We start from the raw sequence: 23,539 nt of genomic DNA, 5'->3' as shown, positions 1-23,539 counted from the left end.
AACGCAACATCCAGCCGAGGTTTCGGCGCGATACCCATGGCCGGCATCACGCTGCCTTCAAGACCGCGGCCAATGGCTCAGATCAATCCATGGCGCGCCGCCAGATAGACTGCGTTCACCGTGTTGTTGGCACGCAGCTTCCGCCTCGCCTTGCCGAGGTAGTAGCGAACGGTATGGTGGTTGATGCCGAGGATGTCAGCCGTCACCGGTATGGTTTTGCCGAGTGCGGCCCAGTTGAGGCATTCCTTCTCCCGTCCCGACAACTGGACCCGTGGCCTGGCCATGACGCTTCGGCCCTTCAATTTGGCATGGACGAGTGTCGTGGCCGTGATCGCCTGTATGTCGTCGATTATTCCCTCCCCTTTGAACGCGGGCAGGTGCGAGGCGAGCGTCAGGATGGCGGTTCGACCGAAGCCGATGCGTATCGGGATGGAAAGGCCGGACACGATCCCGTACCGACTGGCATGTTTATAAAATTCGCGCTCTTCCGACATGGGCTCGGGGCGCTGGGGCGGGGCTGACCAGTAGAAGGGCTTCAGGGCGCGCCTGGCTGCCGTGACGACCGGATCAATCCGCTGGTAGTCGTTGGCGAGATATATCTCCTGCCATTCCTGCGGGTAGTTGGAAAACGCTTCCGTATCGCCGTAGCGCAGGTTGACATAGGCGAACTTCTCGAAGCCGCATTGCTGCGCAAATGTCAACAAGGCCAGCCGTATTGACTGTTCATCGGACGAAAGGCTCAAGACATCAATCAGATGATCCAGTCTCTTCTTCAAGACACATCGCTCCCTTAAACGGCCGCGACGTTCAAGCGAGGTCGGCGACCGAAGCTGAAATCCCAACTGACATAAGCATGCGGCTCCGAATTAAACACCTATGAGAAGCAAATTGGAACCCTTACTTATTCAGGGTTGATCTGTGAAATGAGGACATAGCCGCCAAGACGCACGGTCTGGATCAGCTCGCCCCCGTTGCCGGCCTCCGTAAGCTTGCGGCGAAGCCGGCAGACGTGGACATCGACGCTGCGTTCGAGCGGCCTGCCGAGACCGATATGGGTTGCCTCCAGCAGCACCCGGCGAGAGAGTATAGTTCCAGGGCTCCGGCAGAAGGCGACCAGGAGATCGAATTCGGCAGCGAGCAGCCTGACCTTCGATCCGTCGGGCGCCGTGACGGCGCGGCGATGAGTATCAACGCGCCAGCCTTCGAAGGTCAGCACGCGCAGTCTTTGCCGCTCGCCGCGCTCCAGTCCGCGCAAACAGGCGCGAACCTCGGCTATCAGATGGTGAGGATTGGCACTGCCTGGCAGTAAACGGTCTGCACCGGTATCGATCCCGGCGAGCTGGCGATCATCCGGGGCAAGGAGAATGATCGGTATCGCGCTCGACTTGCGGATGTCTCGATAGAGCTCGACGCTCAGATCGCCTGAATCGCCAGTCGCAATGACGAGGATAAGAAAGCCGTGATCGGCGCTGACCTGATGCGCTGCAAGAGCGGTTTGAACCACCCTGCTTTGAAGGTTTGCAACCTCCAGCGCATCGACGATCGGCTTGGCGAGCGTGACGTCCTCGGTGACGACCAGAATGGCTGGTTCTCGTGTTTCCATCGCGGGAGAAAAACACACTAGACCACCGCTTCAAGTCACAGATCTGGGAGGATGTTTCTCGCGGTGGGGGGGAAGCGGAGACCCCGCCCGTCAGGAAACGAAATTTAACATCATTGCCTTTGCAGTCCCACGCTCTCCGTGGCATCCTGCAGCCATGAGTTGTCGAACTCGAGAGCATGTCGATTTCTCGTGGTTGCGTCGTGAAACCCACCGTCGTCATAAGTTCGCTTGATGCCGACTTCTCGCTGTCTCTTCGACATATACTTGAGGCAGAAGGCTTTGCCACCGACCTTGTCATGAGCCCGGCAGAAACGGCTGCGGCGATTAGGGACAAGATGCCCGTCGGGCTCATCGTCGATGGCAGGAGCGCGTTTGCTATCGACTTGTGCAGAGCGCTGAAGGAGGATGCGGCGACAGACCATGTTCGTATTGTCACGCTTGTCCCTGTCGAGGCCGAACACCGCTTTGAAGCCTTCTTGAGAGCGGGCGTCGACGAGGCCTTTATGCGACCGATAGCGCCCGATCGCTATCTGCGTGCGCTAAACCGTCTTCTCGGCACCGAGGCGCGCCAGCTGCCGCAGCAGGAGCGGCCGGAGGTGCTCCACCATGATGGATTGAGCATCGATGCCCGCGCCCATCGCATCATCTATGACGCGCGTGACGTCCATGTGGGTCCAATCGAATTTGCCCTCTTGCACCGGATGATGAGCGATCCGGGGCGCGTCTTCCGCCGTGACGAGCTTGCTCGCCTTGCCTGGCCGAATGGGGTCTTCGTCGATCCGAAAACAGTCAATGTCCATATCGCCAGACTGCGCAAGGCGCTGGGTGCGGTCATGAAGACGGACATCGTGCGGACGGTTCGCGGCATTGGCTATGGCCTGGAAGCCGGAAAGGATTAGAGAAGGGGTGAACGCATGAGCCAGATCCGTCCGATCGCCATCATCAATGCAGCCCGTGTCATCACCGGTGACGGTGTCACCTCGCTCGAACGGGCGAGCGTGCTTCTTGCCGAGGGCCGCATCGAGGCTGTCGTCCAGACGGAGAGGCCGTCGCTGTCAGAAGACTACAGGCTGATCGATGCTGCCGGATGTACAGTTCTGCCAGGCCTGATCAATGCCCACGCCCATGGCTGCGTCTGCGGCCCGACGATGCCGAGCGGATCCGCCTCCTTCGACCGTCAGCAAATCGACTATCAGAAAAACCGCCATCTTCTATCCGGGACGACGACCCTCCTCAACGTTTGCGGGCTCGCCCTTGCCGAGGACGTCGACGACATCGCGCAACATCCCCATCCGCTCGACATCCATATCAGCACGGCCCATACGCCGGCGAGCCTTGCGGCGGCGCAAGCGGCCGATGGAAGTGGGCTTTCACCCCGTCACTTGGCCGCAAGGATCGACCGTCTGCTCGAAGCTGGTGCCAAGGCGCTCGGTGAAGCGGGCGGCGGCCAGACACTCGGCGGCGGCGCCCAGGATTACCGGTTCCTGCCGGAGGCGATCGAGAAAGCCAGCGGTCTCGTCGTCCACCCCAACCTTGCGCGAAAGCTCAAGGAGGCTGCACTCGGACGCAGGCTCGACGCAAACACCAATCCCGACGGCGCAACCCTGTCGTCGCTGTTGAAGGAGAACGGGCTTGAAGGGCATTTTACGATCGAGAGCATAACAAGCCTCGTGCGCAAGACCGTAATGACGCCCGTTGCGCTTGCTCGCCAGGGTCTTGCCGAAATCGCCGCGGAAGCTGCGCGCACCGGCATGCCGGCGATCTTTCACAATGCCGCGCCGACGGCAGCCCAGCTCATCGAACTTGCCGGAAGGTTTCCAAGGGCAAGAATGGTCGCCGGCCACAGCAATCATCCGTCGTTCACGCGTGCCGAAGCCGTGGAAACGGCTGCCGCGCTTCGCGCCCTCGGTGTGGGCATCGACGTCTCGACGCTCGACTGCATCTCGACCCGCTGGCGCAACGGCCCCGACAATCTTGACTGCCTCGTCGATGCAGGGCTTGTCGATACGATTTCGACCGACTTCGGCGGCGGCGATTGGGATTCGATACTGGAGGCGATCCACCGGATGATTTGCCGCAAGCTCCTGACGCCGGCTGACGCTATCGCCAAGGCGACGGGGAACGTCGCAAGGATCTTTCCGGAGCTCGCTGGCGACCGTGGCCTGATTGCAAACGGCAAGCGTGCCGATATCGTTATCAGCCAGTCCCACAATCTCGCCCGCGTCCGTCATGTCATTTGCCGGGGCAGGATCGTTGTCAAGAACGGCAGTATCGTTGTCGCTCCCAGACCAGAAACCGATCGCTAGCGAGCCCGGACTTGCTCCAGGCCCGCGATGACGAGAGACGCTCGGCTCTTCAGGCCGGCACATGCAATTTCCAGATCGCCTCGCGCCCTGTTTTCCCGTGCAGATCTTTTTCTCGAATGAGACAAGCGACGCAAGGCCGGGGGTCCAACCCCTCAGATCAAAGAAAAAAGCCCGCCGAAGCGGGCAATTCAAGGGGTGCAACGGGAACTGGATCGCGCGATTTCTGCGGGGCCGCAGGATTGAACTGTCGCGCGATCCAGCCCTCCAACCAGGATGCGGAAGAAATGTTCCAGGCTATTTATCGCCGCTTTCGACGCCGGCGCGCTGCGGTCGAGATTGGTCCAAGGGCAGGGCCGGAGAGGATGCCGAACGACACATGCAAGAAAGATGCGCCTTGTCGCCGACCGGCAAACGAGCCGCAGTGACAGGCCAGGCGTGGCTCTCCTACTGAGGATGGTGTCTATCGGTGATCCGTGCTGCCAAATTGGGTGGAGAGCACATCACTCGCTTGCGACTGCGCCTGGCAATGCACGTCCTTCAACCTGTCGTAATGTTCCTCGGCCATGCGTGAGGCCGCTCGCACTGTCTTCGCCCATCCCTGCTGCGGCATGACCCTCCGTCTCACAAAGGAGGCAAAACCGCCGTTCCAGCGCCATAAGCCGGTTTTGGTCGCAGTGGTCGTGTCCAACCTGACGCGGCCCACAATTTCATTTCCGTCATAGCCGACGAAATCCGGCTTGCCCTCGCCCGGCCAGGTTTCGCGCCACTTGTATCGGGGTTGATCGTTGGTCATGGGCCACGCGATGCGATTGGACGTAGGACAAGGCGGAACCGCACGGCCCACCTGTACGTCGTTCTCATTATGTTCTTGCAAGGATCAGAGTCAAGCGCGCAAAGATTCGCCGGTTGCAACGTATCGAGCGCTGATGGCGAATTGACGCTCGTCCTCAACAGGCCCGTCCGTTGGCCGGCACCGTTTTCGCCGCTTCTCATGCAACCGCGCTCGCGGGCTCAAGTGCGGCGATCAGCGCGGCCGGAGCGCCGCAGGGCAGGGCCGAGACCGCCTCGATGATCCGGCGCTGTTCTTGCTGCCGCAAGCGATGACGCGTCACAATCTCGAACTTGTTGCAGATCGTCCTCCAGTCCATGGGCCGCGTCTTTTCGCCCCGTGGTGTATGAACGGCAGACACAAGCTCGAGCGTCCTGGTGCGAAGGATCACCCGCGCAAGCGTCTGCGCGGGAAAGGACCGGTCGAGGTCAGGGTCGATGCTGATCCTGACCTTGCCCGCCAGCATCTGCAGCTCCCTGCGCCCCAACACGCCTTCATCGAGCGGCGCAAGCGCCTGTGGGCCGTCGACCGCAATCAGTGCCATGCAATAGGGAAGGCTGTATTGCACGTCGACCAGGGTCTGCGGATCGGTACGGTTGGCCAGTCTCCCCGCCCAGGCGAAAGTCTGGACCTCGATCTCGACGATGTCATCAGCACCGATCATATCGTCGCCCGCGATTTCACGATAGGCGTCCAATGCCGGATGGATATAGCGGCAACAGCCGTAGGGCTTGAAATAGGTGTCGGCTATTTCCCAGCGCTGACCGAGTGAGCCGATGATCCGGCCTCCGTCATAATAGTGGCCATGGTCGAGGAGGTCGACCGGTCCGGTGAAGCCGCTTTCGGCAAGTCGTGCAGCCGTCAAGCCAAGAACGCTCGCCCAGGCGATTCCTTCCTTCACATCGTTGCCGGTCATCCGCGAATATCCCGAGCTGCCGTTGGCAAGTTGGTTTGGCGCAAGCACGCCGGCGATCGCCAGGGCGTGGGCGAGGGGGCCCGGCTCGAGCCGAAGCAGGCGCGCGGCCGTTGCGGCGGAAGCAAAGGCTGCCCATCGCCCCGACTGACGGGTCCGGATGCCCTCGGCCGTCTGCGCCGCCGCAATCCTGACGCCGACGTCATAGCCGCAGATGATCGCGTTCATCAGGTCGCAGCCTGTGGCGCCGAGCTCGTCGGCAAGCAGAAGTGCGGTCGGAATGACCGCTGCTCCGGGATGCCCCCTGGCTGCGCGATGCCCGTCGTCGATGTCGAGCGCGGTTGCCGCCATCACGTTGCACAATAGCGCGCCGCCCGGCGCACTCGTTGCGCCGAGCCATATGCGGTCATTACCGGCTCCGAAGACGGGCCCAACCATATTGCATGYGGCAACAGCGCTTGCCGTTTGAGATCCGGCAATTGCCGCGCCGACAAGATCGAGGACGCAGCGCCGAACCATATCGACGAGATCGGCGGAATGATCGCGTGGGCCGGCAAAGACGTGTTCGGCGAGCATTTGGGTCAGGGGAGACATGCGGCGATCCGATCGCGATCGGCGTTGATCCGGCAGTATTTCTCGTAGCTCGCCTCGGCGACGAAGAGATCGAGGACGCCAAGGCCAACGCAGGTAATGCAGGTCGGGCCGTCGACAGGCTCGTACCACTCCTTGGGCTCGGACAATGAGCGGATGCCGATCAAGGGGCCAATGTTCTCCAAGGAGAGGCCGTTTCGCGAAAAATGAAGAGCGATGCTTTGCGAGTTGCGGCGCGAAACCGTCGCAAGGTCGTCGCAGACGACGAGGCCGGTCCGCAGACAGCGCTGCAGGTATGCGCCCGGGACTTCATCGCCACCAAGATGAAGGGTGGTCGCATGTCTTTCCAGCTCCTCGTCGTCAAAGACCGGCTGGCGCGCGTTCGTGGCGGTGATGACGAGCGAGCAACTGGCCATCATCCGGTTGTCTTCGACGCAGGAAAGCGGGATGCTTGTCTCTTCTGCCAATGCGATTGCGAGCGCACGGGCGTTTTCGATCCTGCGACTGCGGATGAAGATCTGCTCGATCCTGTCGCCACAGGAGCAGGAAAGCGATCGGATGACGCTGCGGGCGACCGGCCCCGATCCGATCAGGAAGACGCGAGCCATGCCGGCCCTGGCAAGGCATCGATCGGCAACGATCGAGGCATAGGTTCCGGTGCGTGCCGCAGACAGCCCGGTTTCGTCCAGAATGACGATGGGCCGCAACGTATATTTATCGAGAAGCAGGAAGGTGGAGGTCGACCTCGGCAGACCGAGACGTCGATTGAAGGCATTCGCTCCGATGATCTTCACCCCGCCATGCGTCGAGCTGACGCTGTAGAGGGATGACAATTTCCAGCCGAGCCGTTCGTCAGCAAATTCTTCCCTGAACGCGGCAAAGTCGGGCGTCGACCAGAACTCGTCTTCGCCAAGGGAAAGCACCGCCTTTCCGCCGCGCGCTTGGCCAGAGCGGATTTCGGTCCAGGCGCGCGTTACGGCCTGATGAATTTCTCCCATCGTCAGCGCCTGCTGGGTCGCCTCCAGATCGGCTGCCTTCAAATAGGTTATGTTGGCGGCTGCATCCATCGTCGTCTCCTCCTCTGCTCGACCCTGGTGCCAGGAGCGTGCAGTCTATGGATTTAAGCGACTTCTGCGGGTGAATATTCGGAGACGTTTCGGTTTGCCGCCCGCTTGTTTGGCAACAAGCGGGAAACAATTCGATGACGTTTGCGTCCGCAGCCGCAAACAGGTGACACGATATGTCTGCCGACCGTCACGTGGACAGGAAACTGGGCCACTCGCTTCGACTGGCTTAAGGTCCGTGCGGCAAAGGCTTTGGCACCCTAATCATGGCACTGATAAATGAGTTGGGCACGGGCCCCCATGATAGGAAAGTGGTCGCCGTGAAGACCCGGGCCGCCGACATCGATCACAGTCCAGCTTTTCATCAAGACACTCGCCCTTTGTCAAATCCAGGCACTGGTGGGGGAACATGGGTGGACGTTAGCCCCTTTGGATGAATTGATATCGAGCATTCGTACGCTATCCTGACGCTCGCCCGAGCTCGCTTCAAGGCTTGAGACCCATTTCAAGAGGCTCGCGCATTGAGCCATCCTTTGCTGGCTCGCCATTCGAGAGCCGTGCAATTTGAATCCCGTCGTCATGACCCTCGATGAGATCGTGGCGTGGGCTCGAGCAGTATTGCGCTTCGGAGAGAGAGCCATGACCTGGAACAGGGTGACGGAGTTTGCTCCCATCGGCCTGGTTTTCGCAGACCGTCGACGCAGCAGGATCATTCGCAACCTTGGTGATGCGGCAGCCACTCTCCTTCGAGACTGGCCGTCCGACGACGGCGAGGAATATAGGACTGCGGTCAAGGCCTGCGCGGACGCAATCAGCGGCGAGATCCAGCCGGCCGAATTCCGCAAACGTCTCATTCGCGCCGYCGGCGAGGCGGGCATCAGGGCATTTTCGATCGTCCATTGATCCGCTGCGTCCGGCGGGTTACTCCCCAAAAGGTTCCGATCCAGACGCGTCACCGCGGTTGGACCGGTTCTAAGACTTTTCTTGCGCTGCGACCGACAGTTCGCGCTTCGGACCGGCCTTGGCCGTCGCAACCGGAAGGACGTCAAGATCGAGACGGTGTGCCTCCATGGGAATCCACGATCGCACCTGCCGCAAGCGGTCAGGGTCGATTCGGGCGCTGAAGACGCCGGGCGTGTCTTGCGCTCGCACCAGGATCTGTCCCCAGGGATCGCAGATCATCGAATTCCCGAACATGTGCCGTTCCTCGCCCGCAGGCGTCGTGTAGGACCCGCATTGACCGCAGGCGACCATGAAAGCCTGGAACTCGATGGCGCGCGCGCGGCAAAGGACCTCCCAATGAAATTTCCCGGTCTGTGTCGTGAAGGCTGCCGGCAGGATGAAGACGTCTGCTTTCTCGGCTCCCAGTCGATCGAACAATCGCGAGAAACGCAGATCATAGCAGATGCAGCAGGCAATCCTGAATCCGCGGAGCTCGTAGATCAGCAGCTGGTTGCCCGGCGCAACCGTCTCGGATTCGGCGTAGCGTTTCCCATCCGGGGCGATGATGTCGAAGAGATGGACCTTCCTGTATGTTCCGATCTGGCTTCCATTGGCATCGAAGATGACGCTCGTATTGAAGATCCGGTCATGGCCCGGCACGCTTTCCAATATGCTGCCGGCATGGATCGCAACCCCATGTTCGGCAGCGAAGCGCTGGATCATCTGGTGGGCCCGCCCGCCGGGCACGAGATCGGCAGCGGCCGTCTTCTCGGCCACCGTTCCCCCTGTCCAGTCGAAATGTTCCGGCAGCACGATCAGATCCGGTTTTTCCTTCTGGACGGCCTTCAGCATCAGGCGCCGGGCCTCGGCGAGATTATAGGCGCGGTCGGGGCGGGAATTCAGCTGGATCATCGAGATTTTCATGCAAGGTCCTCATGCTCGAAGGCAAAGATGGAGCGGCCGGCGGCAAGGTGCTTGCGCAGCACAGCCGACCGCCGCTGGCGGGCAATCGCCAGGTCCGCAAGTTCGCGCATGCGCTCGACTTCGGCGGCGAAGACGCCTTCACTATCGGCGAGAACCGCATAACCGGGCAGGATTGCCGCCGTCCCGCAGGCGATCGGAACATTGATCGAGCCGCCGACCGAGACGGCCCGGTTTGTCGTGCGCGACGATACACCGCGGCACCAGACGGGCAGGCCGAGCGCGGCGATCTCCTTGATATCGGTACAGGGCCCGTCGATGACGATACCGCTGGCGCCTTTCGCCTTTGCGGCCGTCGCCACGCCGCCGCCGACGCAGGCGATTTCGTCGCGATCGACCCGCGAAATGACCAGCATGTCTCCCGGTCTCAGCATGTCGATTGCCCGGTAGATGATGGTGCCGTCGCGGCCTGGCGCCGCGACGGTCAAGGCCGGGCCGAACGCCCGGCAGGGAAAGACGGGACGGACATTGTCACCCACGAAGCCCAGATGCTCCACATGTCCGATCGTGGCGGTTTCGACGGCCGGAAGCATGTCGAGGAGATCCGGGGGTAGGCTTAGCAGGTGTTCATGGGCCCGGTAGAAGGGTGTCATGTCACGGTCTTTCCTGAAACGATGTCAGATGGGGCGTTCGCCGGACGTGGTCGTGCGGTGCATGATGCGGATCGACGCCGGGTCGAAGGAATCGCGCCGATGCATCGTGCATCGGTTGTCCCACATCATGATGTCGCCCTCCTCCCATTGCTGAACGAAGACCTCCTGCTCATTGGTGGTGTGATCCCAAAGCTCGGCCAGCAGCGCCTCGCTCTCGTCGAGCGGCATGCCGACGATCCAGGCCTTGTCGGCGGTGCCGCCGAGATAGAGTGCCTTTCTGCCGGTTTCGCCATGGGTGCGCACAAGCGGATGGACCATGCCGCTCCATTCGCGGAAATCCTTGCTCGTCGGCTCGGTCTTTCCAAGCCTGAGCTTGCCGGTCTTGTCATAGACGTTCTGGAAGAAGATCTGCCGGCCGTCGACGAGCTTTCGCAGGGCAGCCGGCAACGTCTCGTAGGCCATGTAGGTGGAGAGGAAATAGGTGTCGCCCCCCGACGGCGGGATCTTGACGGCACGAAGAATTGCCCCGGCAGGTGGCCTTTCGTAAAACCAGGTATCGGTATGCCAGGTCGCCTCGCTGTTGCCCATGGCGCCGGTCGGCTTGCCGTCCTGCGTCGCATTGCTGATGACGAGGATTTCCGGATGGGTCGGATGGCCGCCTTCCTGGAGCTGCTTCGGGTGAATGACGAACTCGCCGAAATTACGCGAGAAGGCCACCTGGTCGGCATCGGTGATGCGTGTGTTCTTGAAGCGCAGGACACCATATGTGAGCCAGTAGTGGCGCACTTCCTCGATATCATGTGCATCGTAATCGTTGAAATCGAACCCCGCGATGTCGGCGCAGACATTACTTTGCGCCTGCTCCGCCTTCAGTCTTTTCTTCAGCATTTCCATTCTCCTTCTGTTGCCCCCTGTCGAGGTCATCATGACGCTACGTCTGCTCAGTGCGGGGCTCCAACGTCATTGCCCGGTGATTGATGGCGACGACCGATAGATGCCCTCAGACTGCCAGGAGGCGCACATCGGACGGATTGACGGCGAGCGTCACCATCTGACCAGGTGCCAGAGCGTGTCCGGCGGCGATCGGGGGATGCTGCAGGACCAGCCGGTGCCCAAGGCCGATGACGACCTCCAGTTCCTGATGGGCGCCGAAGTCCGTCACCCGCCGCAACGTGGCTTCGAGCCGGTTCATGCCGGGCGGCACGTCGTCGACGCCGACCAGCCTTACATTCTGGGGCCTGACCGAGCAGAAGCCGACAGAGGCGGGACTGTCAGCGCCCGCGCCGGCGAGGATGACGGGACCGCCTTCTATCGAGAGTTTGTAGCCCGCCGCTGAGCGGGAATAGGCCGATACCGGCAGGATGTTCGACTGCCCGATGAATTCGGCAACGAAGCGTGAAGCGGGATGGCGGTAGATGTCGCCCGGTACGCCCTGCTGGGCGATCGTTCCACCCTCCATGACGACGATACGGTCGGACATGGCCATGGCCTCCTCCTGATCGTGCGTCACATACACGAATGTCATGCCGAGCCTTTCGTGGATCTCCTTGAGTTCAGCGCGCATGGCCTCCCTCAGCTTGAGGTCGAGATTGGACAGGGGCTCGTCGAGCAACAGCACCGAGGGCTGGGGCGCGATCGCCCGTGCGAGCGCAACACGTTGCTGCTGGCCGCCGGAGAGCTCCCTGGGATAGCGGTCGGAAAAACCCTCGAGATGGACACTACGAAGCGCGCTCTCGACAATGGCCTTCATCTCGGGACGGGCGACGCCACGCATGCGCAGTCCGAAGCCGACATTTTCGGCGACGGTCATGTGGGGAAAGAGCGCGTAGTTCTGGAACACCAGGCCGAGATTGCGCTTTTCCGGCGGCACGTTCACCTGGCTGCGTCCGCGGATGCGGATATCGCCGCGACTGGGCATGCTGAAGCCGGCGATCATGTTCAGGGTGGTCGTCTTGCCGCAGCCGGAAGGGCCGAGAATACTGACGAATTCGCCTTTGGGGATCTGGAGGTCGATATCCCGGACCACAGAAACCTGACCGAAGGACTTTCTCACCTGCTGCAGTTCGATATCGAATTCGCTCATTTGCTTCCTCCATGAAGTTGCGCCGAAAAGCCGCCAAGTTTTTCGAAGGCCAGGATCACCACGAGGATAAAAACCATCGAAGCGACATTGACGGCCGCCATGATCGGATCGAGGCTGTATTCGAGGTGATTGATGACGGCGATCGGCAGCGTCGTGTCTCCGGGGCGCACCAGGAAGACCGACAGCGGAATGTTGTTGAACGAGATGATGAAGGCGAAGGTCACGCCCGACAGCACACCCGGCTTGATCAGGGGCAGGACGACATAAAACAGCCGCTGGGCCCTGCTTGCACCGAGGATCTGTGCCGCCCGATCGAGATTATCGTCAAAGTTTACGAGCGCGCCAACCGCCATTCGCATCACGAAGGGCAGCGCGAGCACGACATGGGCTGCAATCAGGGCCGGCGTGCCGAGCAGGTTCTGCAGGCCGATGATCGACAGGAACAGGACGATTGCCACCCCCTTGACGATCTGTGGAACCGAAAGGGGCGACAGCAGCGCCGCCATGATGATGCTCGAGCCGGCAACCCGCTCATAGACGAGGGCGAGGGCTGCGAGGGTTCCAAGCACCCCGCTGATGGCTGCGACGAGCACGGCGATCCTGACGCTCAACAGGAAAGGCTGGACCCAGCGCTCGTCGAAAAGGCCGCCATACCAGATCGGCGTCCAGTCCCATGGCCGAAAGCTCACGGCCGCGGTCGGGCTCAGCGACGCCGCGACGACGACAACGAGCGGAAGCGTGATGAAGGCCAGCACCAGTGCCAGCGTGAGCCAGAAGCCAAATGCGATTGTCCTGGTCATTTCCCGTCTCCGTCTCGTTGTGACCGGCGCTTTTTGAGACGCGCCTCAAAGCCGAGTCCGGCAAGCGAAACGGTGAGCATCATCGCCAGCAATGCGATCGCCATGACGCTTGCAAACGGCCAGTCGATGTAGAACAGGACCTGTTCTGAGATCATCGTCGCCAGGACCTTGAAACGCGCGCCGCCAAGCAGAGCCGGCGTCGCATAGGCGCTGGCCGCCATGGTGAAGCTGATCAGCAGCGAGCTGACGATGCCGGGCACCGACAGCGGCAGGACGATATGGCGCATAACGGAGGCCCTGGAGGCGCCCAGCATCTGCGCTGCCCGTTCCAGGTTGACGTCGATGCCCTGGATGCTTGTCATCAGCGACAGGATGCCGAAAGGCAGCACGACATGGGTAAGCCCGACGACGACGGCAAACAGGCTTTTCGACAGGGGAAGAGGCGCCGTTACGAGGCCGACATGGATCAGGACATCATTGATGAAGCCGCGATCTTCCAGAATGATCAGCCAGCCATAGGTGCGCAGGACGACGCCTGCGAGTTCGGGCGTCAGCGCCAGGGCAAAAACGAGCGTGCGCCAGCGTGATCGCGAGCGGGCGAGGAAATAGGCCACGGGATAGCCGAGAAGCGTAACGGCGACGGCAACCAGGGCGGACATGACGGCTGTGCGGGCAAATCCGGCGAGAGACAGGCCATCAACGAAGAAGCGCTCGTAGTTTCCAAATGTTGGCGTCAGCGAACGGCTGTCGAGAAAGCTCATGCCGATCATCACGCCCATTGGAAGGGCAAAGAAGACCGTCAGCAGGAGACAGGAGGGGGCCAGCAGCATCGGTGCCGTGGCTCGGACGGAAGGACGCCCGGGTGAGGGCGGGGCGGTTGCGACAAGCACTGTCATGACACGTCCTCACCGGGCCTGCGAGACGACGTCCCGCTCCCATCGTTGGCCCCATTCGGCAAGCCTGTCGCCCAGCACCGTCAGATCCGGCAGCCGGAGCGATCTCATGGCCTCGGGGGTTGTGACCTGGCGGCTGCGAAGTGCCTCGGGCACCTCGATATCCATGCGCGCGCTACCGACCTTGTAGCCTGCTACCCAGGCCTCCTGGCTGGTCTTTTCGAGAAAGAAATCGATGAAGGACCTCGCTGCCGCCTTGTGTTCGGAGCCGGCAGGGATGTTCAATGTCGCCAGAAGCGGGATCGTCCCTTCCTTCGGCCGGACATAGTCGACCGGCAGGCCCTCGTCCACCAGCAGCTGGGCGCGACCATTCCAGAACGGCATTGCCCAGACGGTTGCGTCCTTGATGTAGCTTTCGAGAATGGCGGAAGACTGCTCGAAGCCGATCGACTGCCCGGAAAGCTTGGCCATTGCCGCAAAACCGGGATCGATATTGTCGATGAGTCCACCGCCCTCGGTGACGGACATCATCTCCAGGAGGTAGACGGCCATGATGTTCTGGAAGGTCGGCAGAACCACCTTTTTCTTGAGATCGGGCGAAAGCAGATCGGCCCAGGACGTCGGCGCAGCGGCCAATTTGTCGGTCCGGTAGAGCAGCGCCATGTACTGGACTTCATGCACGGCGCCGCAGGGGCCGGCGGCGTTCTGAAGGCTTCGCGTCAGCGACCCGAGATTGGGGATCTCGGAGACGTCCAGCTTGTCCAGCAAACCGTCGCGGCAGCCCTGCAGCGACTGGGAGGCCGTCATGACGACGACATCGAAACCCGGATGTCCATCGCTCGCCTTGATCTTGGCGTAGTCCTGGGAAGCAGAGCCGACAGCATCGTAGACGACATCGATGCCGGTCTTGCGTTCGAAGGGCTCGATAATGGCCTGCCGGATGATCGCTTCATAGGGGCCGCCATAACTGTTGACGACAAGTGTCTCGGCATTGGCAAGCTCAGGCAGGCAGATCGCCAGGGCTGCATAGAATATGGCTGAGGACTGGATGGTCGGCACGTCTGTTCTCCCGGTTGGATGAGTTCCCGGAAAAAGAGTGACGGTACGGACTCCACTGGTCTAATCGGAACCGCCAGGAATTAACGGCTGATCTCCATTGATAACAGAGGCTCGAAGCAGCAGGACTGCGGCCGAGCGCCCCATGCGGCGAAGAAGAACGCAGCCTGTGACGTCACATGAGCATCCCCGCGTGCTTCCGCCTCGAGCGGACAACAGCCGTCGGCGTGGTGACGGGCCCGTCGAGCTTTCAACGCCGGACTGAGGTCTCCCCCTCGGTATCAGAGGTTGCAATTTTGACGAAAAACATCCTATGCTGTTGCAAGGGGCCCGGGTGCAGCGTCAGTGAGGGACGCGACGATGGAGATCTGGTTCGACAGGTTGACGGAAGGGCTTTCTCTTGCCCGTGACGAAGTCAGTGCCACATCGGTCCTTGCGCGGCTGACCGCTGAGGCGGGCTTTACTTTATATTCCTATCTCGTCCTTCGTGCCGATCACGCGGCGGCGCTTTCCAACTATCCTTCCGAATGGCAAAGGCGATATCTCGAGCGATGTTACGCCCATGTCGATCCGGCGATCCGGGGCGCCAGAGCAGGGATGAAAGCCTTCCGGTGGTCGAGCACGACCTTCGACGGTGCCAAAGAGCAGCGCCGGTTCATGGCCGAAGCGGTCGAGTTCGGGATCCGGTCCGGCCTCACCATCCCGGTGCATACCGGCTATGGCGGTCTTGCATTGTTTACACTGGCCTCGGGCGAAGGCGACGCCGGTCAGCTACCCGGCCTCGATCCCGTTATCGCCGCCGCAACGATCGCGCAGCTCCACGTCCGCCTCAGCATGCTCAAGCTTCACACTACGACCAGGCCCGATATCAGGCTGAAGCTCGAAGAACTTTGCTGTCTGCGCTGGTCGGCGGAGGGCAAGTCGATGGAAGCAATCGCCGTCATCGAGAACATGGCCTACGCCAATGTGGTCTTCCATCTTCGAAACGCCAAGGCAGCACTGGGGGCGACCACGTTGCCGCAGGCAACGGCGCTCGCCAAGGAATTCGGATTGATCTGAGGCACGAGCCCGTGCCCCAAGATAGGCTCTAGCGTCTTTCGTCAAGCCTGGAGAGGTCCACACGCATGACCGCGCCACCGATGTCGCCCTCACGCAGAGGATCATCTGTCGGCGCCAGGGGAGGGGCCGGTTGGCGACTGGCGTCTTCGTCGGGAGCGAGTGCTTTTGCCGGTGTACGCTCGGCTGTTTTGACGCCCTCGAAAACCTTCAAACCCTCGAAATATCCGGATTTCCACGAAAGCACCGCGTCCTCGAAGATCAACCGGGACGCTTCCCTTCCTTGCGGATTTCCATACCAAGCCGCAACGACGCGCATCACATGGCTGAAAAGGCCCGAGCCGCGCTTCAGGTTCTGGCACGGGTCGAAAAGATCCGCATCGATCTCCTCGACCTGCCTCGCGCCAAGTCCGGCCGGCATCTGCGTTACGCCGACCCTGACGACGGCGTGACCGGCATACTGGCGCACCAGGGATATCGCCTGGCCGGTATCGGCCGGCTTTGGCAGGACCAGTAGCCGGTCTCCGGACATGACCGTGACCGCGAGCGGATCCGCAGATCCTGCTGCCGCCAGAAAATGCTCGACGACGGCAGGTGTCAAAGTAGGGTCGGCACATTGCGCAATCAGGCTGGCGTCCATGATGACAGTCCCTGAATCATGTGTTGAAGGAAAAGAGGGCCGGCTTGCCGAAGAGCCTCGCCCAGGCCAGGATGGTGGCGCGCTGGACTGCAACGATCGACGTGCCCGACGTCCACCAGCCGTTGCCGATCGCCACCACCAGATCGGGGTCGGACCACATGGACTGCAGGATCGGCCAGATCAGCAGCTGTTCGTAGCAGATCAGGATGGTCACGCGTTGACCGGCGACCGTCTGCTCGGCCTTCCCAAGCATATGTGCATGGGCGCCGCCGCTTTCTCCCATCCAGCCTCGCCAGGGTGCCCACATGGCAATCGGCACCGGCATGCGCTGGCGGTAGACGACGCGGCTGTCGGCCTTGCCGATGCTGACGACGACATTGTCGTAGCCTGATGCGTCGGCGAGGGAGGCGCCGGCAAGGACGGTGACGTTCCAATCGGCAAGCGCGTTGCGCCACAGGTGATCGACGGCCGGCGTCCAGAAGCCCAGCGCGCCTTCCGGCAGGACGACGACGCTGCTGGCGCCAGCCTGCGCCTTGCCAACCGTCGCGATGAGATGCCGCTGCAACGGCAGAGAGAGGTCGCGGCCGAGGGCCGGTCCCAATTGCAGGTCGACGCCCTGCCAGCCCACCGGTACCGGCCTGTCCTTCCAGGTCGAGGCCGACCAGAGCCAGGCACCGGCAAGCACGATCGCGCCGAGCGGGCGAAAACGCGTGGCAAGAACCGCAAGACCGGCAGCGCCGGCCACCAGCCCCGCAAGGCCCCAGCCTGCAAAGAGAACTCCGGCCGCGGTCAACGGGCTCGCCCAACCGCTGATCCCGAAGGGCGGGACCATCATGAGGGTGGTGGCGAAAAGGTAGCGGCAGGCTCTCCTCCATCCTGACGCCTGCGTCCAGGAGAGCATGTGGATGCCGACGAAGAGGATCGAGGCTGCAAGCCACAGGAAAAGTCCCGGCCAGAGGTCGGTTGCGTAATAGGTTGCCACGCCTTGCGGCAGGGCGCGCGACGCCGACAGGAAATATAAGCAGGATACGGCGCCGGCCTGCCGGCGGTCGCGGCAGAGCGACCAGATCGCCGGAAACGCCATGGCCGCAGGAAGCATGTCGACGGCACCGCACCAGCCGATCCAGCCCGCCGCGATAGAGGTGACGACGAGTAGGGGAAAGCGCAGCGGTTCCATGCGCGGGCGCAAGCGGCGCGTTCCGTCAGGGCGCATAGGTTGCGACCTCTCTTGCCAGCCCCAGAATGCCTGAGGCCGGGACCGGCCCGAAATAGCGCGAATCAAAGGAGGCTTCGAAAGGCGAGTGGAGGAAGACCTGACCAGCCGGCACCGGCCCTCCCGGCCAGGCCGTCAGGGGCCTGCCGCGTCCATCGGCCGCCATCGGCCGGGATTGTTCGAGCAGGGCGCCGTCGATGACGACGCCGCCGCTGAGCTTGATTGTCTGGCCGGCGGTTGCGACGACAGACTTGATGAGCGGCGCGTAGCCTCCAGGGCACGGGCCTGGCCGCAGGTAACCGCGCCTTCTGGACTCGCGCATGTCCGCGCGCTGCGGCGGGCAGATGAAGACGCGCGCGCCGGCGAGCGCCTGCCTGTCGAGCGGTGCGATACGCCAAAGGCCGATCGGCTCGCTCGGGGTCAGATTGAGCCGCAGCCCGAACTGATGGAGAAGGGCGAGACCCGCGGCCAATCCGACGAACACGGAAATTGCGTGGATGCCACGAGCCCATGCGACAGGAAAAATGTGACCGCCAATCGACCTTGCCTCCCGGGTCATCGTGAACCTGCCTCGGCACCTCGCAGGATCTCCTGCCCTGAAACCTTGGGGCGGCGATCGGTGCGCGGACTGTCGTCACCGGACACCGCGTCAGGTCGGGCAGATTTCATCATTTCGGCTACCATCGGTTAAGCCTCCTTCTCTGACATGAGTTCGTTCGGGGTGACGGGCTTTCTCGGCGCGATCCTGACTGCGACAGCCGCAAGGAGACGACATTTTCGGTCAGTCTGGCGCGCCCTTTGATCTGTCCCTTCGCTACGGTCCGGATCATGGCCAAAGCGGTCGACTGGGCCAACTCGCATTTCTGTTAGTAGATGGGCGGGCCGATCTGAAGGATCGTCGCAGGGTCGAAACTGCCCGACAGGAGCATCTCGAATGAGGAGGCCATCCTGCACGATCCGCGCCGCGGTTGCCGGCCTGTGGAACGATGTGAAACAAGCCGCGACCGGTAAAGACGAGGGCATCGGCCGTCTTGCGGCGGTAATCGGCGGCAAGGTCGTCTGCGATGGCACATAGGATCATCCTGCCGGTTCTTGCCCTTGGGCTGATGCTGAGCGCAACGCTCCTGACGATGGGCATGGATGTGACGCTTGCCGATTTGGGCAAGACCGGCGCCAGCCGGCGCGCTCTGGCAGGCATCGGCCTGGCTCTGCCCTTTGTCTCTGCCGCGGCGACAGGTCTTGCCCTGCTCTTTGCCTGTGCCGGGTCGGCGGCAATCCGGCACGCCGGCGCGGGTGTCGTTACAGGCGCCATGTCGAGCCTCGCTATCGCAGCGTTCGAGCAGGCCGCGCGACACGCCACAGTCATGCCATCAGCCCGGTCAGTCCCACCCTATCTCGATCCCGCGACGATGATCGGCGCTTGTGCGCTTCTGCTCTCGGCTGCTTTCGGCTTGCGGGTCGTGGTTTCAGGCAACGCAGCTTTTGTCCGCCCGACCCCGAGGCGGACCCGTGGCAAACGTGCAGTTCACGGCGAGGCCGAATGGATGTCATTGTCCCAAGCGCAAGCGCTCTTTACCCCGACCGGTGGCATTGTCATCGGCGAGTGTTACCGCGTGGATCGGACCGACGTTGCCGGCCGGCCATTTCGGGCAATCGACAAGGAGAGCTGGGGTCCCGGCGGCAGGCAGCCCCTTCTCTGTTTTGATTGCTCGTTCGGTTCGACCCATGGAATCGTCTTTGCCGGATCCGGCGGTTTTAAGACGACGTCGGTGACAATCCCTACCGCCCTCAAATGGGGCGGCACGCTCGTCCTGCTCGATCCTTCCAACGAGGTAGCCCCGATGGTAGCAACGCACCGGCAGGCGGCAGGTCGCCGGATCAAGATCCTCGATCCGCATCAGCCCGCTGTCGGCTTCAACGCGCTCGACTGGATAGGCCGCTTCGGCGCGTCGAAGGAGGAGGATATAGCAGCGATCGCCTCCTGGATCATGAGCGACAGCAGACGGAGCGGCGGCCTTCGCGATGATTTCTTCCGCACATCGGGGCAGCAGCTGCTGACCGCAATGATTGCCGATGTCTGCCTGTCGGGGCAGACCGACGGCGACCGGCAGACGCTGCGGCAGGTGCGCGCCAATCTTGCCGAACCCGAACCGCAACTGCGCCGGCGCCTGGAGGGGATCTACGAGAGGTCGGGTTCCGAATTCGTGCGGAGCAACGTCGCCGTCTTCGTCAACATGACGCCGGAAACCTTTTCCGGCGTCTATGCCAATGCCGTCAAGGAAACGCATTGGCTTTCCTATGAAAATTACGCGGCCCTGGTGTCGGGCTCGAGCTTTTCGACCGATGAGCTCGCCTCCGGGACAACCGACGTCTTCATCAATATCGACCTGAAGACGCTCGAGACGCATGCCGGACTCGCGCGCCTGATCATTGGCTCCTTCCTGAACGCGATCTACAATCGCGACGGCATCGTGAGCGAACCTTCGCTTTTCCTCCTCGATGAGGCGGCCCGTCTCGGTTATATGCGCGTCCTGGAAACGGCAAGGGACGCCGGCCGCAAATATGGCATCACGCTGGCGATGATCTACCAGTCGATCGGCCAGATGCGGGAAACCTATGGCGGTCGGGATGCTGCCAGCAAATGGTTCGAGAGCGCGAGCTGGATTTCGTTTGCGGCGATCAACGATCCGGAGACCGCCGACTATATTTCGCGCCGCTGCGGCATGACGACCGTAGAGGTCGACCAGGAAAGCCGCAGCGTACAGGCGAGGGGATCGTCCCGCACCCGCTCGAAACAGCTGGCGCCACGCCCGCTGATCCTGCCTCACGAAGTGCTGCAGATGCGCGCCGATGAGCAGATCATCTTCACAGCGGGCAACCGGCCGCTCCGCTGCGGGCGAGCGATCTGGTTCCGAAGAGCCGACATGCGCGTCTGCGTGCACGAAAACCGTTTCCACAGAAACACGCCGCGATAGTTCGGGGGCCGTTGGCCGTTACCTCCGAGGAACTGCCGACGCGATCGCCGCTTCGACATCCTGATGGTGCAGGCAAGGCCCCGCCTTTCGGCGGGGCGCTCGGTCTCAGTCCTGGCTGACGCGGCGCGACCAGATCAGCTGGTATCCCTCTTCCCCTTCGATCTCCGAGAGCGTTGCGTAGATCGGAGCTGAGAAGCTCGGATCGTCGAGCTTGACCGAGAGATAGTCGCGGCCCTGTTCGGAGGTTTTCTTCCAGGCGGCGCCGAGTTCGACGGGACCGGCCAAGACGCGGTAGTGCGGGCCCTTGTCTGTGGGATTGTCGATCCGGGCGATGCGGGCCTTGACGTTGAGGGCGAGGGTGCGGATCGAGCCGGAGAAGCCATTTTCGATGCTGGTGAAGGTACCGATGCTTGCCATTTTCCTGTTCCTTTCGCTGTTTCGGGCCGCGCCCATCGCGGCCTCGATGGCTGTCGAAAAGACCGGGAACGAGCGGACCGCACCCATAGGGCCGAAATGCAATGGAGGACGGCAAGTCGCAATTTTGTGAGTGGCGCGGAATGACGGCGATAGCCGGCAGGGGTCAGAAAATTGCGACTGCCGTTGCGGCTGGACGATCGAGGCGTAGCCGCTTTCCGGTCAGACAGGGGCATCGAGCCCGCGCATGGGGCGACAAAAAACAATTCGGGAACGGGCATTGGCAAAGCCTGCGCCTGCGCTTGCGCCGAAGCGGCGCGGCGGCCGCACCAGATACGCTCGACAGCAGAGAGGCTGCCCCGGCGGACCCTTCCCGTAACAAGCCTGCGTTGCCCGCTCCTGGCTGATCGGCGCAGCGGGGCTGCGTCTGACGTTGTAGAGCAAACGACACCCCGGCCAGTTTCGAGGCACTACGGCTACCCTATCGATCTCATGTGGCGGAGACGGGATCAAAAAATGGGAAAGGCAACGGGTGACGCAATCGGCTTCAGATGGCGATTGGCGATCGCAATGCCAGGTCGCAATGCAATAGATGTTTGCAGCAGCGCTGAGCCGCCTCTTGACGCTGCTGTCGTTGGAAGTGTCAGGGGCGGCACTGTGCCTCTGCCCCGGCATTGCCGCGGGCAGAGGTGGGCGTTTGCCCCTCAGGCTCGCATCACTTGTTCATCGCATCCTTGAGGGCCTTGGCCGGCTGGAAGCTCAGCTTCTTTGCGGCCGCAACCTTGATCGTGGCGCCGGTCGAGGGATTGCGCGCCTCGCGTTCAGGCGTCGCCTTCACCTTGAACTTGCCAAAGCCAGGCAGCGATGTCTCGTTTCCGGCAAGGGCCGCCTCGGTGATCGATGCCAGGACGGCTTCGACGATCGCTTTGCCCTGGACCTTTGTCAGGCCGTGCGCGCCGGCGATCTTGTCTGCAATTTCATTCGTCGTTGTCATGTCGGTCTCCGCGTTATCTTTGGGACAAAACCCCTGCCATCGGCAAATCGCTTTGTCATGAGGCCGGGGCTGATCCTTAGGCCGGCGGCAGGATTATCCACAGCTTCCGGCCCATGCGTCGTCGCCAGCTGTTCGTGTCGCATGGCCGGAATATGGGTGATGATGCCTGCGGCCGAAGCCAAGAAGCGAGCCCCCCAAGAGGAGGTTTTTCCCTTGCGAAGGATGCGATCAGGATAATCCCCGTGGTCTCAGTTATGCTCATGCGCCATGGACAGCATGTGGCGCCAGCGTATGACGTATCCGGCCACGATAAGATGGTGGATGCCTGCCAAGATAAGCCGCTGAGACAGGAAATCGGGATCGAAGGTTATGATGGGCGTCTCCCGGGTGTAGTGTCGTAGCGTGAAGGTGAACATTTCCTCCCAGCTGCGGCGGACAGCAGAGGTCTCGCAGGCAAGGCCCGGCCGGTATCGATCCATCAATTCTCCAAGCGTCACTCCGCATCCTCCCGATCCTTGCGGCATCAAAGACACGATACCAATCCAGGTTCGTTGTCCGACGGCGCTCTCTGGCGGGCAACCTTACTCGGTTGGCTTTTCCCAGCCTTGACGATGCGATCGTCATCGCTCCCGCCATGCGTGGCGACCATTGGTCCGTCACGTGACGCCACGGCCTTTCCATCGCTGCCGCCGCCTTCCGTGGCATCTTTGACAAATCCGGGACAGCCAGCGATGCTGGCCTGGCCATATCGGACCGAAGTCCGGGGCGGGGAACGAACCGGCAGCTCTGAAGTTGATCACTTGTCACTCAAGGAAGCAAAATGCCCGCGTCCGACAAAAACGACCTGGATCTAAGGACGACACCGCACCGACTGTATGGCAAGCGCGCGGTCTGGTGGTCGTTGCTTGCAGTCCTGATATCCGTATTGATCGTGGCCTGCGCCTATTATGAGCTGCGGCCGATGATCAATGGACAGCCCGTGACGGAACATGTCGATAATCCGGCGGCAACTCAGTAAGCTGCATGCTCCTGGCCTTATTGGTGCTGCAAGGCTTGCATGCGGCAATTCTGCGTCGCTGGCGACAGAATGCAATTTTGAAACTAAAGCATATCGCCTACCCGCGTCCGAGCCGAGGTCCCCAAATTCTGGTTCATTTGTCCTTTTCGTAATTACGAGATTCCTTATTCAACCGTGTTGAAGGCGGCTCAGCGCAAACTGGCGGTCACGCAATCCGTTTTCGTACGCTGGCGTACCCTGGCTCGACAGTGTCGCAGGCGACGTTAGCTTTAAACTGCTGATACTGCGTTATCAGTCGGAGAAGGGGCTTATTCCATCCTGTTGCGGCCCCTTCTCCATTCGACCTCCGCCTGTTGCCCGCCTGCGGCGGCTCCGTTACTGCAATCCTGGTCTTAAACGGCGCGGCTAGCACTCGCCGATGGTTCCTGTCGGGCGAAATGAGAAATTGACCCCCTAACGAAACGTAGAACTGACCCCTCGTGTCAAACGAGGAGAGATGGATGACGACTGAGATTTCGGCGCATGCTGCATTGTCGCGAACGATGCAGGGCGGGGATATGCTTCAGGCTGATGAG

Annotated in this window: 25 protein-coding genes; 7 read left to right on the top strand and 18 right to left on the bottom strand. The window is 61.8% G+C overall.

Going from position 1 to position 23,539, the window contains the following annotated elements:
- Positions 1-77 precede the first annotated feature (77 nt).
- Positions 78-776, bottom strand: a complete 699-nt coding sequence (locus AC1DF8_RS31495; RefSeq protein WP_162735837.1) for an autoinducer binding domain-containing protein — start codon at positions 774-776, stop codon at positions 78-80.
- 125 nt (positions 777-901) lie between these two features.
- Positions 902-1,603 (bottom strand): response regulator transcription factor, encoded by a 702-nt coding sequence (locus tag AC1DF8_RS31490; protein WP_478156539.1) that lies wholly within the window; start codon positions 1,601-1,603, stop codon positions 902-904.
- A gap of 176 nt (positions 1,604-1,779) precedes the next feature.
- On the opposite strand from AC1DF8_RS31490, the gene AC1DF8_RS31485 reads away from it, so the two are divergent.
- Both AC1DF8_RS31485 and AC1DF8_RS31480 read left to right on the top strand, forming a co-directional pair.
- Positions 1,780-2,502 (top strand): response regulator transcription factor, encoded by a 723-nt coding sequence (locus AC1DF8_RS31485; protein ID WP_113207813.1) that lies wholly within the window; start codon positions 1,780-1,782, stop codon positions 2,500-2,502.
- A 15-nt stretch (positions 2,503-2,517) separates the two neighbouring features.
- Complete coding sequence (locus AC1DF8_RS31480; protein WP_113212556.1) at positions 2,518-3,909, top strand: amidohydrolase family protein; 1,392 nt, start codon at positions 2,518-2,520, stop codon at positions 3,907-3,909.
- 460 nt (positions 3,910-4,369) lie between these two features.
- Here the strand turns inward: AC1DF8_RS31480 and AC1DF8_RS31475 are convergent, their stop codons facing one another.
- From AC1DF8_RS31475 to AC1DF8_RS31465, 3 genes are all read right to left on the bottom strand, one after another.
- Positions 4,370-4,702, bottom strand: coding sequence for a hypothetical protein (locus AC1DF8_RS31475; RefSeq protein WP_478156536.1), 333 nt, complete (start codon positions 4,700-4,702; stop codon positions 4,370-4,372).
- 196 nt (positions 4,703-4,898) lie between these two features.
- Positions 4,899-6,245 carry an MmgE/PrpD family protein gene (locus tag AC1DF8_RS31470; protein ID WP_478156534.1) on the bottom strand — a complete coding sequence of 449 codons (1,347 nt, stop codon included), beginning with the start codon at positions 6,243-6,245 and terminating at the stop codon, positions 4,899-4,901.
- Positions 6,233-7,309, bottom strand: a complete 1,077-nt coding sequence (locus tag AC1DF8_RS31465) for a Rossmann-fold NAD(P)-binding domain-containing protein (RefSeq protein WP_113207816.1) — start codon at positions 7,307-7,309, stop codon at positions 6,233-6,235. The genes AC1DF8_RS31470 and AC1DF8_RS31465 overlap by 13 nt, the downstream gene beginning before the upstream one ends.
- A gap of 636 nt (positions 7,310-7,945) precedes the next feature.
- On the opposite strand from AC1DF8_RS31465, the gene AC1DF8_RS31460 reads away from it, so the two are divergent.
- Positions 7,946-8,209 (top strand): DUF982 domain-containing protein, encoded by a 264-nt coding sequence (locus tag AC1DF8_RS31460; RefSeq protein ID WP_478156532.1) that lies wholly within the window; start codon positions 7,946-7,948, stop codon positions 8,207-8,209.
- A gap of 69 nt (positions 8,210-8,278) precedes the next feature.
- On the opposite strand, the gene AC1DF8_RS31455 is transcribed toward AC1DF8_RS31460, so the two are convergent.
- The 7 genes from AC1DF8_RS31455 to AC1DF8_RS31425 form a co-directional block, all read right to left on the bottom strand.
- Entirely contained in the window at positions 8,279-9,172 is an 894-nt protein-coding gene (locus AC1DF8_RS31455) for a carbon-nitrogen hydrolase family protein (RefSeq protein WP_478156530.1), read from the bottom strand.
- The gene (locus AC1DF8_RS31450) at positions 9,169-9,822 is read right to left on the bottom strand and encodes an RraA family protein (protein ID WP_113207819.1); all 654 of its coding nucleotides are present in this window, start codon (positions 9,820-9,822) and stop codon (positions 9,169-9,171) included. The genes AC1DF8_RS31455 and AC1DF8_RS31450 overlap by 4 nt, the downstream gene beginning before the upstream one ends.
- Positions 9,823-9,846: 24 nt before the next feature.
- Complete coding sequence (locus AC1DF8_RS31445; RefSeq protein WP_113207820.1) at positions 9,847-10,710, bottom strand: TauD/TfdA family dioxygenase; 864 nt, start codon at positions 10,708-10,710, stop codon at positions 9,847-9,849.
- 112 nt (positions 10,711-10,822) lie between these two features.
- Complete coding sequence (locus AC1DF8_RS31440; RefSeq protein ID WP_183849174.1) at positions 10,823-11,905, bottom strand: ABC transporter ATP-binding protein; 1,083 nt, start codon at positions 11,903-11,905, stop codon at positions 10,823-10,825.
- Positions 11,902-12,705, bottom strand: a complete 804-nt coding sequence (locus AC1DF8_RS31435; RefSeq protein ID WP_478156527.1) for an ABC transporter permease — start codon at positions 12,703-12,705, stop codon at positions 11,902-11,904. The genes AC1DF8_RS31440 and AC1DF8_RS31435 overlap by 4 nt, the downstream gene beginning before the upstream one ends.
- The gene (locus AC1DF8_RS31430; protein WP_478156598.1) at positions 12,702-13,535 is read right to left on the bottom strand and encodes an ABC transporter permease; all 834 of its coding nucleotides are present in this window, start codon (positions 13,533-13,535) and stop codon (positions 12,702-12,704) included. Before AC1DF8_RS31430 ends, AC1DF8_RS31435 begins: the two co-directional genes overlap by 4 nt.
- Positions 13,536-13,610: 75 nt before the next feature.
- Positions 13,611-14,657, bottom strand: a complete 1,047-nt coding sequence (locus AC1DF8_RS31425) for an ABC transporter substrate-binding protein (RefSeq protein WP_113207823.1) — start codon at positions 14,655-14,657, stop codon at positions 13,611-13,613.
- 357 nt (positions 14,658-15,014) lie between these two features.
- Between AC1DF8_RS31425 and AC1DF8_RS31420 the strand changes: the two genes are divergently transcribed.
- On the top strand, positions 15,015-15,713 hold the full coding sequence (locus tag AC1DF8_RS31420; RefSeq protein ID WP_112543699.1) for an autoinducer binding domain-containing protein: 699 nt from the start codon (positions 15,015-15,017) through the stop codon (positions 15,711-15,713).
- 28 nt (positions 15,714-15,741) lie between these two features.
- Here the strand turns inward: AC1DF8_RS31420 and AC1DF8_RS31415 are convergent, their stop codons facing one another.
- Genes AC1DF8_RS31415 through traF form a run of 3 tightly spaced genes read right to left on the bottom strand, consistent with a single transcriptional unit; the run spans position 15,742 to position 18,122 of the window.
- Positions 15,742-16,350 carry a lysozyme family protein gene (locus tag AC1DF8_RS31415; protein ID WP_478156524.1) on the bottom strand — a complete coding sequence of 203 codons (609 nt, stop codon included), beginning with the start codon at positions 16,348-16,350 and terminating at the stop codon, positions 15,742-15,744.
- A 16-nt stretch (positions 16,351-16,366) separates the two neighbouring features.
- Positions 16,367-17,563: a conjugal transfer protein TraB gene (locus AC1DF8_RS31410; RefSeq protein ID WP_478156522.1), complete on the bottom strand. Its 1,197-nt coding sequence runs from the start codon at positions 17,561-17,563 to the stop codon at positions 16,367-16,369.
- On the bottom strand, positions 17,553-18,122 hold the full coding sequence (gene traF, locus AC1DF8_RS31405; protein ID WP_478156520.1) for a conjugative transfer signal peptidase TraF: 570 nt from the start codon (positions 18,120-18,122) through the stop codon (positions 17,553-17,555). Before traF ends, AC1DF8_RS31410 begins: the two co-directional genes overlap by 11 nt.
- Positions 18,123-18,497: 375 nt before the next feature.
- On the opposite strand from traF, the gene AC1DF8_RS31400 reads away from it, so the two are divergent.
- Entirely contained in the window at positions 18,498-18,638 is a 141-nt protein-coding gene (locus AC1DF8_RS31400; protein WP_162710061.1) for a hypothetical protein, read from the top strand.
- Complete coding sequence (gene traG, locus AC1DF8_RS31395; RefSeq protein WP_478156518.1) at positions 18,628-20,538, top strand: Ti-type conjugative transfer system protein TraG; 1,911 nt, start codon at positions 18,628-18,630, stop codon at positions 20,536-20,538. Before AC1DF8_RS31400 ends, traG begins: the two co-directional genes overlap by 11 nt.
- 105 nt (positions 20,539-20,643) lie before the next feature.
- Here the strand turns inward: traG and AC1DF8_RS31390 are convergent, their stop codons facing one another.
- From AC1DF8_RS31390 to AC1DF8_RS31380, 3 genes are all read right to left on the bottom strand, one after another.
- Positions 20,644-20,955, bottom strand: a complete 312-nt coding sequence (locus tag AC1DF8_RS31390; protein ID WP_113212567.1) for a DUF736 domain-containing protein — start codon at positions 20,953-20,955, stop codon at positions 20,644-20,646.
- A gap of 712 nt (positions 20,956-21,667) precedes the next feature.
- Positions 21,668-21,946 carry an HU family DNA-binding protein gene (locus AC1DF8_RS31385; RefSeq protein WP_113207829.1) on the bottom strand — a complete coding sequence of 93 codons (279 nt, stop codon included), beginning with the start codon at positions 21,944-21,946 and terminating at the stop codon, positions 21,668-21,670.
- 248 nt (positions 21,947-22,194) lie between these two features.
- Positions 22,195-22,425: a hypothetical protein gene (locus AC1DF8_RS31380; protein ID WP_478156515.1), complete on the bottom strand. Its 231-nt coding sequence runs from the start codon at positions 22,423-22,425 to the stop codon at positions 22,195-22,197.
- A gap of 341 nt (positions 22,426-22,766) precedes the next feature.
- Here AC1DF8_RS31380 and AC1DF8_RS31375 point away from each other — a divergent pair, with 341 nt between their 5' ends.
- Positions 22,767-22,964 carry a hypothetical protein gene (locus tag AC1DF8_RS31375; RefSeq protein ID WP_113212570.1) on the top strand — a complete coding sequence of 66 codons (198 nt, stop codon included), beginning with the start codon at positions 22,767-22,769 and terminating at the stop codon, positions 22,962-22,964.
- Positions 22,965-23,539 lie beyond the last annotated feature (575 nt).

Source organism: Rhizobium sp. 05N49 (genome assembly GCF_056396805.1).
Note: the sequence above shows the minus strand (reverse complement) of the source record. Positions and strands in the feature narration are given on the sequence as shown.